The organism is Antarcticirhabdus aurantiaca (genome assembly GCF_009765365.1).
Lineage (GTDB): Bacteria > Pseudomonadota > Alphaproteobacteria > Rhizobiales > Rhizobiaceae > Antarcticirhabdus > Antarcticirhabdus aurantiaca.
In genome coordinates this window covers 17,495-31,376 of the sequence record NZ_VTOM01000007.1, presented here as the reverse complement: position 1 = coordinate 31,376, position 13,882 = coordinate 17,495, and the positions used below count along the sequence as shown (strand labels likewise).

15 protein-coding genes and 1 tRNA gene are annotated in these 13,882 nt (G+C 65.0%); 7 read left to right on the top strand and 9 right to left on the bottom strand.

All coding sequences use genetic code 11. From position 1 onward, the window contains the following. Positions 1 to 54 precede the first annotated feature (54 nt). On the bottom strand, positions 55 to 972 hold the full coding sequence (locus FZN60_RS09985) for a LysR substrate-binding domain-containing protein (RefSeq protein ID WP_158873345.1): 918 nt from the start codon (positions 970 to 972) through the stop codon (positions 55 to 57). Between the two features lie 154 nt (positions 973 to 1,126). On the opposite strand from FZN60_RS09985, the gene FZN60_RS09980 reads away from it, so the two are divergent. The 6 genes from FZN60_RS09980 (at position 1,127) to FZN60_RS09955 (ending at position 4,557) form a co-directional block, all read left to right on the top strand. Beyond that, positions 1,127 to 2,206 (top strand): tartrate dehydrogenase, encoded by a 1,080-nt coding sequence (locus tag FZN60_RS09980; protein WP_158873344.1) that lies wholly within the window; start codon positions 1,127 to 1,129, stop codon positions 2,204 to 2,206. 331 nt (positions 2,207 to 2,537) lie between these two features. Then, positions 2,538 to 2,613 (top strand) — tRNA-Phe (locus tag FZN60_RS09975). 133 nt (positions 2,614 to 2,746) lie between these two features. Then, a complete protein-coding gene (locus FZN60_RS09970) occupies positions 2,747 to 3,226 on the top strand; it encodes a hypothetical protein (protein ID WP_158873343.1) in 480 nt (159 codons plus the stop codon). A 108-nt stretch (positions 3,227 to 3,334) separates the two neighbouring features. Next, the gene (locus FZN60_RS09965) at positions 3,335 to 3,502 is read left to right on the top strand and encodes a hypothetical protein (RefSeq protein ID WP_158873342.1); all 168 of its coding nucleotides are present in this window, start codon (positions 3,335 to 3,337) and stop codon (positions 3,500 to 3,502) included. A gap of 74 nt (positions 3,503 to 3,576) precedes the next feature. Next, complete coding sequence (locus tag FZN60_RS09960) at positions 3,577 to 3,957, top strand: hypothetical protein (protein ID WP_158873341.1); 381 nt, start codon at positions 3,577 to 3,579, stop codon at positions 3,955 to 3,957. A gap of 81 nt (positions 3,958 to 4,038) precedes the next feature. Continuing rightward, positions 4,039 to 4,557: a hypothetical protein gene (locus tag FZN60_RS09955; RefSeq protein ID WP_158873340.1), complete on the top strand. Its 519-nt coding sequence runs from the start codon at positions 4,039 to 4,041 to the stop codon at positions 4,555 to 4,557. A 329-nt stretch (positions 4,558 to 4,886) separates the two neighbouring features. Here the strand turns inward: FZN60_RS09955 and FZN60_RS29225 are convergent, their stop codons facing one another. Further along, the gene (locus FZN60_RS29225) at positions 4,887 to 6,620 is read right to left on the bottom strand and encodes a choice-of-anchor L domain-containing protein (RefSeq protein ID WP_158873339.1); all 1,734 of its coding nucleotides are present in this window, start codon (positions 6,618 to 6,620) and stop codon (positions 4,887 to 4,889) included. A 443-nt stretch (positions 6,621 to 7,063) separates the two neighbouring features. Continuing rightward, positions 7,064 to 7,258, bottom strand: a complete 195-nt coding sequence (locus FZN60_RS29280; protein WP_500786072.1) for a DUF6719 family protein — start codon at positions 7,256 to 7,258, stop codon at positions 7,064 to 7,066. Between the two features lie 392 nt (positions 7,259 to 7,650). Here FZN60_RS29280 and FZN60_RS09945 point away from each other — a divergent pair, with 392 nt between their 5' ends. After that, the gene (locus FZN60_RS09945; RefSeq protein WP_158873338.1) at positions 7,651 to 7,866 is read left to right on the top strand and encodes a hypothetical protein; all 216 of its coding nucleotides are present in this window, start codon (positions 7,651 to 7,653) and stop codon (positions 7,864 to 7,866) included. 341 nt (positions 7,867 to 8,207) lie between these two features. Here the strand turns inward: FZN60_RS09945 and FZN60_RS09940 are convergent, their stop codons facing one another. Genes FZN60_RS09940 through FZN60_RS09915 form a run of 6 tightly spaced genes read right to left on the bottom strand, consistent with a single transcriptional unit; the run spans position 8,208 to position 13,646 of the window. After that, positions 8,208 to 8,777, bottom strand: coding sequence for a phage tail protein (locus FZN60_RS09940; RefSeq protein ID WP_158873337.1), 570 nt, complete (start codon positions 8,775 to 8,777; stop codon positions 8,208 to 8,210). Positions 8,778 to 8,793: 16 nt separating this feature from the next. Further along, positions 8,794 to 10,890: a phage tail tape measure protein gene (locus tag FZN60_RS09935; protein WP_158873336.1), complete on the bottom strand. Its 2,097-nt coding sequence runs from the start codon at positions 10,888 to 10,890 to the stop codon at positions 8,794 to 8,796. Between the two features lie 2 nt (positions 10,891 to 10,892). Further along, entirely contained in the window at positions 10,893 to 11,324 is a 432-nt protein-coding gene (locus tag FZN60_RS09930) for a phage tail assembly protein (RefSeq protein ID WP_158873335.1), read from the bottom strand. Next, positions 11,321 to 12,517, bottom strand: a complete 1,197-nt coding sequence (locus FZN60_RS09925) for a hypothetical protein (protein WP_158873334.1) — start codon at positions 12,515 to 12,517, stop codon at positions 11,321 to 11,323. Before FZN60_RS09925 ends, FZN60_RS09930 begins: the two co-directional genes overlap by 4 nt. After that, positions 12,517 to 13,035, bottom strand: coding sequence for a hypothetical protein (locus FZN60_RS09920; RefSeq protein ID WP_158873333.1), 519 nt, complete (start codon positions 13,033 to 13,035; stop codon positions 12,517 to 12,519). Before FZN60_RS09920 ends, FZN60_RS09925 begins: the two co-directional genes overlap by 1 nt. Next, the gene (locus FZN60_RS09915) at positions 13,032 to 13,646 is read right to left on the bottom strand and encodes a hypothetical protein (protein ID WP_158873332.1); all 615 of its coding nucleotides are present in this window, start codon (positions 13,644 to 13,646) and stop codon (positions 13,032 to 13,034) included. The genes FZN60_RS09920 and FZN60_RS09915 overlap by 4 nt, the downstream gene beginning before the upstream one ends. Positions 13,647 to 13,882: the final 236 nt, after the last annotated feature.

Genomic DNA, 13,882 nt, shown 5'->3' with positions numbered 1-13,882 from the left:
GGTTCTCCCGGGACGCAAGCTAAGCAAACCTTGTAAATTGTCAACAGATGACAATTAGGCGGAGAGCCTCCCCATCTCGCCGCTGGCGGACCACACCTGCTCTCCGGCTTCTCCGAGCCCGGCCGCCGCTCGCACGAGGACGATGTCCACCGGCACCGCCCATTCCGCTCCACCGGCCAGCGCCAGCTTGCCGGTCGGGCCGAGATCCTCCTCCAGGAGCGATCGGGGCGACCAGGCGATGCCCTGCCCGTCCTCCGCCATGGTCTTCAGCATCATCGCCATGTGCGAGGTGAAGACGGCACGCCCGGCGATGGGCGGCAGGAGGCCGGCGGCGAAGGCGGCGCCGAGGATGCGCCCCATGCCCGAGGGTTCGTCGAACGACAGGAGCGGCACCGGCGCGGCCGCCTCGCCCGGCAGCGCGAATCGCGGCCGGCCGTCGGCCAACCGCCGGCTGACCGGCACGAGGACGTCGCCGGCCAGGCGCCGCATCGGAAAGGCGGCGGGATCGAGCCGTGGCTCGGCGGCGGGGTGGCTGTGGCAGATCAGGAAGTCGGCCCGCCCTTCCCGCATCAGGCGCTCGCAGCCCGCCATGTTGTCGACGCTGAGCTGGACGGGCATCGCGAATCCGCGCGGCTGCAGGCCGCGCAGCCAGCGGGGAAAGAAGGTCAGCGACAGGGCGTGGGTCGCGCAGAAGCGCAGCGTCGCGACCTCGCGCGCCGCGTCGCTCGCCTCGCGCCGCCCCCGCTCCAGCCGGCGCGAAACGTCCTGGGCGCAGGCGAGCATCGCTTCGCCGGCGGGCGTCAGCCGCATCCGGTGGGTCGTGCGGTCCACCAGGACGACGCCGGTCCAGTCCTCCAGCGCGCGGATGCGCCGGCCGAAGGCGGGCTGGGTGACGTTGCGCAGCCGCGCGGCGCGGCCGAAGTTGAGCGTCTCGGCGAGTGCGGCGAGATCGTCGAGCCAGATCGTATCCAAGGATGTCGTCTCCTTCCCGGCATCGATCGAAGCCGGATCGGCATTGGACGCGGCGCCCCAGCGCCGCGATGGTGCGCGCCGTGCCCGTCCGCACCGTCGAGGATAGCGGCGGGCGCGCCGGGCTGCCATGCCCTCACAGCTCTGGAGAACCGCGATGAGCCGAACCAACCGCATCCATTCCATCGCCGTGATCCCCGGCGACGGCATCGGCAAGGAAGTGGTGCCGGAGGGACTGCGCGTCCTCGAGGCGGCGGCCAAGCGCTACGGCTTTGAACTGAAGGCCGAGGAGCACGCCTTCGCCTCCTGCGACTACTACCTCAAGCACGGCGCGATGATGCCAGAGGATTGGAAGGAGCGCGTGAGCGGGCGCGACGCGATCTTCTTCGGCGCGGTCGGTTGGCCCGACACGGTGCCGGATCACATCTCGCTCTGGGGCTCGCTGATCCAGTTCCGCCGCGAGTTCGACCAGTACGTCAATCTTCGGCCGGTCCGGCTGATGCCCGGGGTGCCCTCGCCGCTCGCCGGCCGCCAGCCGGGCGACATCGACTTCTACGTCGTGCGCGAGAACACGGAGGGCGAATATTCCTCCATCGGCGGGCGGATGTTTCCGGGCACCGAGCGCGAGGTGGTGATCCAGGAAACGGTGATGTCGCGCGTCGGCGTCGACCGCATCCTCGCCTATGCCTTCGATCTCGCCCGCTCGCGGCCGAAGAAGCACCTGACCTCGGCGACGAAGTCCAACGGCATCTCGATCACCATGCCCTATTGGGACGAGCGCGTGGAGGCCATGGCGGCGAACTATCCGGACGTTCGCTGGGACAAGTACCACATCGACATCCTCGTCGCGCACTTCGTCCTCAATCCCGACCGGTTCGACGTCGTCGTGGGCTCGAACCTCTTCGGCGACATCCTGTCGGACCTCGGCCCCGCCTGCACCGGCACGATCGGCATCGCGCCGTCGGGCAACATCAATCCGGAAGGCCGCTTTCCCTCGCTCTTCGAGCCGGTGCACGGCTCGGCGCCCGACATCGCGGGCCAAGCCCTCGCCAATCCCGTCGGCCAGATCTGGTCCGCCGCGATGATGCTGGAGCACCTCGGCGAGACGGAGGCCGCGGCCGGCATCGTCGCGGCGATCGAGACGGTTCTCGCCGAGCCGTCCCTGCGCACCCGCGATCTCGGCGGCCGCGCCTCGACCAGCGAATGCGGCCGCGCCGTCGCCGAAGCCCTGAGCTGAAGCACGCCGTCTCGGCAGCCGGCCGGACCCGATCCCCACGCCAGACCGGCCGCGACGGGGCGCGGCCGATTTCGGACATCAGCCAAGGCCAGATCCGGTATGTCACCTCGCGGACGGCCCGCGCGCCCACCCTGTTGCGCCATGCAAACCGCGGCCCCGCGGAGTGGTGCGCCCGGCTTTTTCCACCCACTTTCCTCCGCCGAAGCAGCCCGCCATTTTTTTGCAGCGCAAGGCGCCGGGAAGGCTGGACAGGCCCGCGAGCCGCTTCTATAAGCGCCCCACTTCCCCGGACGGGACGGCGCCGAGGCGCGGTTCGCGGACCGGAGCGAGGGCCCAGGTAGCTCAGTTGGTAGAGCATGCGACTGAAAATCGCAGTGTCGGTGGTTCGATTCCGCCCCTGGGCACCATCATTTCTTTGAAAGCCTAGGATTTACAACGATTTAGCTGCTCTGCGAGTTGGCTTATCCACGTCTGGATCCACCTTTTCAGAAGCGCTCCCCGCAAGTAGCCTCGGCTCCTCCGTGCGACATGGGATGCGACATGACACCTCGCGAGTTTCTCAGGCTCGTCGTTCGGCCGAACGTGGCAGAGGCCGAGGCTGACGTTTCCGATGTCCGACTCACCTACAACGCCGTCATGGCAGTCGACGCGCTCGCCGCTCACGTCTTCCATTGGTGCAAAAAGCACGATCCTGAACGCGTGCGCGGACTAGTGGACGACACGTGGTTTCGCGCCGAGTGCGGTAAGAACCGCGCCAACGTCCAGATGCTTCACGATCTCGCCAAAGCCTCAAAGCACGTCGAGCTCGAACGCGGAAAGCCCACCATCAAGACCTTCGCGGACGTCCAGCCACGAGGGTTCGGGTACGGCGAAGGCGTCTATGGCGGCGGCCCCTATGGCGGCGGCGATCAGGTGAGCGTCATGGTCGACGGAGCGAAGATCCAAGTCGGTTGGCTGATGAGGCAGACAATCGATTTCTATGTGGCCGAGATGGACGCCGCAGGCGTGCCGGAGACATAGCCGCCCTACCCCACCCCGAGCACGAAGCCGATCGCCGTGGCAGTGGCAGTGGTAGAGTATCCGGCAATCAAGCGGGCTTAGAAAAGCACGCGCCAGGGTGTCGGCCTTGTGCTCGACCTCGCTGATGGCGAAGCGCAGGGTCTCGACGTCATCCACGTCGAGCGCAGCGCCGGGGTTGGGGAGGGCATCACCCATGTGGGTGATATGATCGTCAGAATTTTCTACAATCCACAAAACTATATCACGTCACATAGCACCGGGCGTATTGCGACGTGAGCTGAGCATGTGCTGCCTTACTCCTGCGGCAGACTGTCTGCCGTCCAGATCCTCAAGGGAAGGTCCAACACCGTATGCGCCGCGTACTTGCCATCATCGCCGTCGGTCTCCTAGCGACAGGCTGCACGACAGCCTCCAACGGTTCCGGCTCCTCCGCCTCGACGACCGTTGCCGCAGCGCCGACCGCTTACGCTCCGTTCGTTGGCGATTGGTCCGGTCGCCTTGCCAGCGGCAAGTCGGTTCGCGTCCAGGTTAGCGAGAGTGGCACGACCCGCTACTACTACCAAGGCCGTTCGACCTCGGTGAACGGTGTGCAGGTCAGCGGCAACACGATGTCATTCAAGGTCGGCCGCGGCTTCGGCACCGTCACCCTCACCACCACGGGCGGCAGCACGCTGGGCTACTCGTACACGGAAGGTGGCGAGAGCTATCCGGCGACCCTGACGAAGAGCTAAGGATAGGCGCCCCATTCGGTCGGCCGAGGCGGCGGACGGACCGACAGGATGGGGTGCTTCTGAGTGGACGTTCAGCCGCTTATGCCCCGCAAGCCCTTTCCCTGGCGCAAGCTGACGCCCGCGCAGATCGCGTTCATGGAGCGCATCGCCGCGGCTGACGGCGCAGTACCCTTCGGCAAGCTCGACGTCGCGGAGCTCGCAGCCTTCGAAGAGCTGCGCAGGCTCAAGCTCGTCGACATGCGAGCGGGCCCGCGGCGGAGGCTGGAGGCTGTGTTGACGGACAAGGGCGCCGAGCTGCGCGCCAGCGGCTACCGCACCGATCAGATCGTTCTGGGCATCACTGTGCCGCAGATCGCCGCCTTGCGCTTCCTGGACCAGGCGGCCGGCGACGGCCCCACTTTCGGCGAGCTACCCGGCCCGATGATCGACGTCGTCCGGCGCATGATGCTGCGAGGTTGGGCGGAGTGGCACGGCGAGATGGAATGGCCGCAGCGGGCACGGCTGACGCCGGCGGGGCGTGAAGTGCTGTCGGTGATCAACGAGCTCGATGACGCCGTCGCGCAGATGGCCGAGGCGCGAAATCGCGGGGTGGTGCATTGAGCGCCAACGCTGACACTGAATTCACCGACTCAGCCGATTATCCGCTCACCTCGGGCGGTTGTTCGCTGAGGCCAGGCCCGAGCTTACCGACCGGCGACGGGGCGATCGACGCAATCTCGTCCTGCTGCCGCACGAGCGGTTCCGGCACAACGCCGAAGTCCTGTCTGAGGCGGACGCTCAGTTGGACATCGGATGGCGAGCTTCTTCGGACACTGACACCCACTGCACCGTTCATCGACGCAGGCGACCTACGAGCGACATGCTCGCCACATCGGCGATAATGTGGCGAGCATCGTTTGCACTAAAGTTCGACCTACGAACGAAGTCGGTCAGATGTCGAACATTCCACCAGTCGCGAAGATCAGTCTGAAATGTCCGTTGTTTCCCATCTCGACAGAAAAATCATCATACGCGTTATCAGCTGCAGTGAGCTGGGCGATCGAATTTATGGTCACTGGGCTAGCAGTTGTACCATCCGCGGCCGTTAGCTTACGAAGAACGAGCGTATCACCTTCCGAAAAACTAAAATCTGTGAAGGTGTTCATATCGCCGAATTCGACCTGATCAGCGTAGATCTTGAACTCGTCCGCGCCAGAGCCGCCTGTGAGCGTGTCCGAGCCTCTTTCGTCATAGAGGATGTCATTGCCGGTAACGCGGATCAGGACGTCGTTGCCAGCACCGCCGAACAGGATGTCATTTCCGGTACCGCCGTCGAGAGTGTCGTTACCTTGCCCGCCTTCCAACTTGTCGTCACCTTGACCACCGTTGAGAGTATCGACCCCTGCCCCGCCCTTCAGCCAATCATTGCCGTTGTTCCCGTTGAGGATGTCGTTGCCGGCGCTGCCGTTGAGCGTGTCGTTGCCACCCTTACCAGAGATGGTCTCATCCTTATTCGTGCCGAGGATTGTAAGATCCTCTTCCACTTCATTGGAGGAGTCGACCAGCGTTAAAATCGATCCACTACCATCGGGCGCATTAGTAACTTTGATATCTTTGCCTTCGAAGTCGCCAGCAAGTGTAATCTTCGAGTCGCTCTGATCGAAGACGCCATCGCCGTTGGAGTCGATGTTGATGATCAGAGAGCCGGTTTCAGTCTTGATATCGTTCTGATCGATGTCCTTGTCTTTGATCTTGATAGCATCGTCCTCACTGAACCCTTCAATGACGTCCCCATTGAGCGAGGCGAGGTTCCCCGTGATCGTTTGAGAACCCTCGCCCTTGAGTGAGATTAACTCATTCGCTTCAGTCGGGAGAACAACAGGATCGTCGCTCTCAAGCACGAGGAGAACACCGCCGCCAGCTCCGCCATCTGAGCTAAGCGCAAAATCTGTCACGTACAGGCCCGAGTCATAAGACTGATCGCCTGTGTCGGCGATGGCTATCTTAATGGTATTCGTACCCGGGTTCAGCTTCGCGCGGATACTCAAAACCGAGCTGACACCATCGTACTCAATGTTGTAAGCTCCAGCAGTGTTATCGATAAAATTGCCAGACTCAAGGTTCTCGTTGATAACACCGAGAGGTTGATTTGGGTTGTTGTTGAAAAGAGCTTGGTTCTGCCCGTTGACCAATACCGCGGCGATGTCGATGAAGTTACTGTTACTAAATTCAGGGTACTCGTCTGACCCGAACACCAGTGAGAATGTCAACGTATCCAGATTGGGGTTCTGATTATCGATCGTAAACGAGATCGATGCGGCGTCTTGTGTCGATCCTGCGCCTGGGAAAGCTGACTTCGCTATGGCATCAAGATCTGCATCGCCACCAGTACCGTTTTGTACAGTATAGGATGACTCGTTGTTCTCGTCGTCCGGCAGGCCGCCTGATGTAAGAAACAAACCGCCACTCTTCGCTATAGTTGGGGCCCCTCCAGATGTGCTTGTAAGGGCGAATGCGTCAATACCGTAACCAGCTGTACCAGCACCTGTGTAGGTAATATTCGATACTGATACGCCTTGATAGCTCTTGAACAGATCGATGATCAAGCTTTGAGCAACATCCGATATCGACTTGCCTCCAACAGCAAGGTCGCTGAATGAAGTGCCTGTGAACGGCGATGCCATAACGAGTCCCCGTGTAAAAGCAGTTTACCCTGCGTTCACATGCCTAGAACATGAGGCGGCGAAAGATCAACACCTTCTTGAGAATTTATTATCCTTGATTGATATAGGAACGGTGTAATATACATAACAACTGTATATTATCCACACCTCGGAGCGGCGATCCAAGCCGGTCCAAGGCATAGACGTTACAGTGGTCGAGTCATCTATCTAGAGCGACATGGCTCTCGGCGTACTCCACACAACCTGAATGACAGTCGAGCGCTTGGCCCGCCCCCCTGATATGATACTACCACGAATGTAGTACAGTTGGTTCTGATGATTATATCAGGGCTTTAACGTCACCATCCGACTCTTCGTGGCAGCAGAGCACTACCAAGTCACAGTATAGGCGATCCAAGCGATTGGGCTCTCGCTCGCATATGCACATCGCACGAATGATTGGATCAGTTTGCCGGCCGCGGCACACATTCCTTTTTGCGCGGCACGCCCTTGGTGCTGCCTGTCACCTGAAGGATCTGCCCCGCTTCGCACGATCCATCATCCACCAGCACTTTCGTGCCGGTCGCTAGCGTCCCCGCCGGCGGCTCGGATGAAACGATACGAGGCGTCGACTGGCAACTCGCCAGGACCATCCCCATACAGCCGGTTAGCAAGCCTACATGCACCAGTCTGCGCAAAATACCCTCCAAGTTGCTCAAAACGTTTGGTTCCTGACGCTAGGTGAGATTGATAAAGCACCGGATAGCACGCATCCCCCATTTGGGTGAGAGAGTCGGCCATCTTGCGCGACTGTAAGATCAGACCGCGAAGGGTCCCACCTCCTATGGATGCACCGTGCGGGGCCTTCGGCGACTCGGCGTTCGGAGCGCTGTGACGCAAAGGCATCATCAGGCTCCAACTTCATTTGGACATCCCCCAAATGGGGGACGCAGCGTCAACAAGCAGCGCTACATTCCGGCTGGCTTCGTGCTGCCAAGCACGTACTGACGGGACTGCTCGTAGTTTCATGACGATATCTGAACGACTCGCCATGCTGTCGCGACTGAGCGACGGCTATCCTGACGAGGACAGCGTAGGTTTGCCGCTCACAGGCTTGAGCGCTGCCGAGTTGGTTACGATAGCTGACCTCGTCGACATACGCCTCTGCGTCATCACCATCGGCTGGGAAGATGCCTTTTGGTCACGGCTGACCGCCGCTGGGCGCGAGGCACTGGAGCGATCCAGCGACCTGGAGCCGGTCGCTTGAACGAATAACCCCGCCGCAGCGGGGGCGCCGGGCGGGGCTGTACATGCGCGAACTGTCGGTTGCCGACCTTGGTTCGCTGAACGCTTCTACGTAGAAGTTTCGACCCGAGGCTGAAACGAGGAAGCTTGCTGATCAGGGACGATCAAGGCAGGTTTCGCGGCGGGACATGGAGATCGGTGAGCGCCAAGGACATGCTACGCAGCGGCAGCTTAGGCGGTGTGGCGGAGCGTTTCACGGAGAGCTAGCGGTCGCCGTCCAAGCAGCCAACATCATCCCTACCATGAACAGCACCGCCGCAACAGTCAGCAGGACGTCCAGCCAAGGCGTAGCTGCCGACTGCCTCAACTGAACGTCCCCTTCGTCGTCTGCGTGATGTGGTGGAGGATGCGCTTGGGCAGCCGCTGCTCGCCGTAGTCGCGAAACGTCGCCTCGGCCTCACCCTTCACCATCTCCACCGGCACGGCGGGCCCGTACATGTTCTGGATCGGCAGCCGCTCTTTGCCGGTGCGGTGGAAGACGTTGCCGCCGAGCTTCCTTGTCGACAAACCGGGCCGGGCGCCCATGAAGGCGCCGCCGAAGGTGCGCCCCTGCCCCCACGGCTTGGCGCGCACGCCCTTCCGGTTCTGCTTGGCGCCAAAGTCCTTCAGCAGCATGTGCCCGCCCTGCGAGCTGATGACGTAGGACAGGCTTCCGGCGGTGGCCGGCTTGGAGGTGATGCGGCCGCGCTTCTTCACGATGGCCTGCGAGGCGCCCACCTGCTTGGCGGTGGCGCGGATCACCTTGCCCCGCATCGTCTTGCCGACCTCGTTCATGGCGCGGGCGATGGCGCGCTTGCCCTGCTCGTCGGAGAGCGCCTCGAGCGCCTGCTCGATCTGCTTCAGGCCATCGCCCTTGATCTTGATCGTCAGCATGGCCGTGCCCTACCCCTCAGCTAAAGTCGGCGTGCAAGCCATCGACTTCCTCGCGATAACGCGCACTCCAGCGGGCCTCAGCGTCCCGAGCCGCCGCTGATGCCGCCTGCGCAGCTGCCGCTGCCTTGCCAGGGATGCCGTCGAGAACAGCAGCAATCTGCTGCGCCATGGCGAGTGCCGGCTGCATGCCCCCGAGCTGCACTGTCGGCGAGGCCGTGATGCTGAGCGCCTGAAGGATGGCGGCTCCGATCGACTCAGCCATGGCCTGCGCCTTGGTGCCCTCCTCGGCGAGCGGCGCGGCGATCTCGGGCTTGCCAGCGCCGCCCCAGAAGTTGTGGGTGCGAGCCGACGCCTGATCAAGGGCACTCTGTAAGGCGGGGCTCGGCCCTGGCACCGGCGGCAGCGCAATGCCGGCCATGCGGTTGCGCTGCTCGATGTAGGCGCGCTGTTCGGGCGACATGAAGCCGTCGGGGTTGCCCAGCGCAGCGCCCTGGCCGCGGCCGCCGCTGGTGAAGTCTGGCGCCGGCCCTCGGGGTGCGGCGCGCTCCCGCTGCCGGCGCCCCTCGTTGTAGCTCTCGCGCTGCGCGGCATAGTCCATGTTGGCGTTCGGCGTCGTGGCCGGAAGCATCGTCGGCGCCCGGTCAGGCACCGGCAGCGCTCCGCCGCGGCGCGTGACGCCGAGGTCCGGCAGGACTGGGCCGAAAGGCTCCTTGTTGCCGCGCTTCTGCGACTGGATGAGCTGCTGGATGCGCTCGAACGGGCTGCGGAGATCCCCGCGCCCGAACGCGCCCATGTCCTTCAGGAACTCGCCCTGTTTGGCGATGCCGTTGAAGTAGCCCTTCCCATACGCCTCATCATAGAGGCGGGCATATTCGGCGAACGCCTCGCGCTCGCTGCCGCCGGCCGCGTTCTCGCGCGCGACGCCGCGCTGATAGTCGAGGTGCTCGTTGATCTCCTCCGACACCTCGTCCATCACCGGGACGGCGATCGGCGCGATGCCGGCGCCGAGGCTCTGGACGAAGGCGTCCCACGAGGACGACATCTTGTTGATCTGCGCCTGCGTCGTGCCGAGAACGCGGGCGAGATCCTTGCCCGTCGCTCCCGTGGCCTGGCCGAGTTGCTCCATCACCTCCACGAAGGTCTGGCCGTTCGTCAGCAGCGCCCGCATGCCGGTCGCCATCTGCATGTCGCCGAAGATCTGCGGCAGCTTGGACAGGTCGCCGTTGACGGTCTTCCGCGTCAGCTCGATGAAGAACTGGAGGAGGTCCTTGCCCTCGGCGCGGGCCCGCTTCATCTCGCCGCGCAGGTCGACGCCGAACTTCTTGAACTTGTTGGCGGTTTCCTCGCTCTCGATCTTGGCGAAGATGTTCGCCGCAGCCGATGCGGCTTCCTCGGCCGAGCCTGTGCCGGTCCTCAGTACCTGGAGCATGGACACCATGCGCTTCAAGCCCTCTTCGCCCTCGTAGCCGATGGCCGCGAAGGCGGGCGCGAGGCTGGGCAGGTAGGTGGCCATGTCCTTCAGCTCGAACTTGCCGGCCTTGCCGCCCTCGACAAGGATGTCGAAGGCGCGCTGCATGTCCTGCCCGGAGATCTTGAAGTTTGTCCCAACCGCATCGGCCGTCGAGGCAATGTCGGTGATCGCTGAGCCCGACGCCTGCGCCGTGGCGGCCACGGACGGCAGGAAGGCGAGAGCGTCGTCCAGGTCGCGCCCGGAGGCGACGAGGGTGTCGAGGCCGGCCGTGATCTCGTCCTGGCTGAGGGCGAAGTCCTGCGCCGCCTTCTGGATGACGGCAAAGGCCGCCCGGGTTTGGTCGGCCGAGGCGCCGGCGGTGATGCCGATGCGCTCGATCGCCAGCTCGGCCTCGGCGAAGCGGCGGACGGATGCGACGGCGCCCGCCGCAGCCGCCGCGGGAGCGAGAAGCCCGGCAGCGGCCGAGGCGCCGGCCACCATGGCGTTGCCGGCACGGCCCATGCCGACGGTTGCCGCGGCGGACAGGCGGCTGTTGCGCCGGACGGTCTCGCCGAAGCGGTCCATGTCCCGCGCGGCGTGCCGGGCCGGCCCGGAGAAGCGGTTGGTGAAGCCGAGGATGAGGTTGGCGGAACGGTCGGCCATCGTTAGCGCCTTTCGATCGTCGGCGCGATGCGCCGGGCGGCCTTGGTGACGGCGTCGATATCCGGCCAGCGCATCGCCTCGAGCGCGGCGACGGGCAGGCCGGCCATGCGGGCGTACATGTCGAGCTCGGTGATCTCGTTGTCGGAGACGGCCTTCACGTCGGCGAACTGCGGCGGGAAAAGCGCCACCGTCTCGATCGTCTGGCCGGCCAGGGTGAACGGGAAGGTCAGGGCAACGGTCTTCGTGGGTGTCCGCTCAGCGAAGGCTGGCCGCGGAGGCTCGACAGTGCGGGGCCGCTCGTGCCCGCGCAGCATGGTCGAATAGATGATGTCCTCCGCCTCCCGCTCGGTCGTCGCGGCGACGATGCGCGCGATGACCTCGGCCACGGTGGGTGGCAGACCCTCGGTCGAAGTGGTCGCGGGCTGATCGCTCATGCGGCTTCCGCCTTGCCGAGCGGGATCACGGTCGCGCCGCCGGCATCGGGGCCGGGCTCGTCGCCGTCCATCGCCGGCGCCCGGATCAGGCCGAGATCCTGGCACATCGAAAGAGACAGGTATCCGCCAGAGGCGCCTCCGCTGGACCGCGCTCGGATCGCCTTCCGCTCCTCAAAGGCCGCAGCGCCCTCAGGCGTGTCCGTGCGCAAAGCCACGCCAGCGGCGACGGCAACGTCAGCCGCGTTCTCCGGCACGAGGTGCACCCACCACTTGCCGATCAGCGTCGGCAGCTTGTCCGCCTCGGTGCGGAAGGCGAAGTCCTCCAGGGCGTAGACCTGCACCTGCGGGATCGGCTTCGGCTCAGGCTTGGGCCGGAAGATCGGAGCATCGTCCAGGTTCGGCGACATGTCGCCGGCCACGATGTGCCGGGCACGATCGCGAAGGCGGTCCGTCACCAGCTTGGCCGCGGCCTCGCCGGCGGTGTGAACCTCAGACATGGACGCGAAGTCGCTGACGGAGAACGACGGCCAAGCCGAGTCGAGCTGACCGGCTCGGGTGAGCGAGAAGCGCCACCCGCCGAAGTGCCCCTTCATGCCGAAGGCCATCGGGCAGACGCGGGCGAGGCCTTCCGCGAGCACCACGCGGGCGAGGTCGTTCGGCAGGGCGTTCTGCCGGACGTCCTGCACCGAGAAGACGTTGTCGGGGTTCTGCGAGCGGCTCATCTCCGGCGGGATCACCCGCTCGTCGATCTCGACCACCTGCAGCGTCTCGGGGATCGCGGCCACCATGGCGGCATAGGCCTTCCCGACGCCGGCGAGCGCCGCCTCGAGGTCGGCTGCGGCCTGGTCGAAGCTCTTGGCTATGCCCTCGAGCTGCTTGGCCGAGCGGGATCGGACCTCGGCATCCTTCGCCGCCGCGAGCCGGCCCTCAGCCTCGCCCACCTGCTCGTCGAGGTCCGAGAGCACCGAGGCGATGGTGTCTACCTCGTCGCCGGCTTCCTGGACGGCGCGGGTGAGGCCGGACAGGTCGGCCGTCGGATCGGAGGACAGGGCGTTCTTACGTGCCGAGCGGGCAGCATCCAGCCGGGCGACGGCGTCGCGCTGGCGATCGGCGAGGACGCCGCGGCGCTGCGCGAGGTTCTTCAGCTCGGTCTCGGCGGCCGAGATCGGATCGCGCTTCAGGGGGTTCTTCATCAGGGTGCCTTTCGCGTGAAGGAAGGGCCGAGGCCTTCGCCGTTCAGGCGGCGCTCGGGCTGAGTATCGTCGGCGTGGGATGATGGAGTGCGGCCGCGGCCGAGGCCGGCCTCTGTGGCGGCGAAGATGCCGGCCATCTGGAAGGCTTCGAGCTCGGTGTCGAACATCAGGATCATCAGCATGGCGAAGCTTTCCATCGAGAGCGTGGTGGCCGCGAAGGCTTCCATGATCGCCCGCTGGCGGCCGAGGATCTCGCCGCGCTGCTTGGCGAGGGCGCGCTCGACGACCGCGGCGCCCTCGTGGACCTCGCCGAAGGAGACGACGTTCTGCCGAGCCTCGAAGTCGGCCTTGGCAGCCTCTCGGCGCGCCAGCCCGGCTCGGAGCTTGGCCGTCTCGTCGAGAAGCTCCTCGCGCTGCTGGTAGACGCCCTGTTCGCGAGCGGCGTCGAGGTAGGTCCGGCGCGGCGTGAGCGGCAGGACGTCGGCCACGGGCTGCGGGTTCTCGTCGGGGCCGGTCATACGCGCCTCCGGATCTTGGAGACGACGGACGCCCTTTCGAGGAGCGGAGCCGCTCTGTCGTGGAAGTCCTGGGCCCAGACGGGGCTTTCGTCGCTATCGTCGTCACCGATGACGAATTGATAGTGATCCAGACCCTCCGCCGAGAGATCCGGCAGGACGACCTTTGGCAGCAAGCGCCGGTAGTCTCCCACGCCCGATCTGTTGAACTCGTCGAAGAGGACGATCGCCGCCACGTCGACGATCTCGTGGAAGGCTGCAGCGGCGCGAGCGATGTCCATCTCGCTCTCCGCGCCGTCCATCCGCATGGTCTCGGCCATCAGAGCGGGCCCGTGCTCCCAGAGCACCGCGAGAAGGAGAAGCTGGCCGTAGTCGAAGCCCTGGCCGGTGCGGGCGCGCCAGCGAGCCTTCGCTTCTTCGCGCCGCTCCGGCGTTCCGCCCGGTCCGTGCGGGTCGAAGCGCCGTTCCCGGGCTCGGTCGGCCGCATCGGCATCGATGAGGCGCTGTCCGTCGCGGTTCACGGTCGGGATGTATCCGCGGGCGACCGCTCGGCTGACTGACGAGACGTTGATGCCGGCGCGCTCGGCATACTGGCGGAAGCTCAGGAGTGACATGAGGCCTCCTGTTGCGCGTTGCCCGTTGCGTGTTGCCCATTTTTGGAAGTGCTGGACCTAGCCAGGGATCGGGGCAGCGCGCCCGCAGGGGGTAGGCGCCTCGGGGACGGTCCCTGAACCGGGGGGTGTGGCAGAGCGGCCACAGGCGCCAGGCAGGCCGGGGCCTCGGGGATGCCGACGTGGCCGTGCTGACGCCGACGGTCGATCCTCGCAAGACGCGTGAAGCGGGCCCGGTT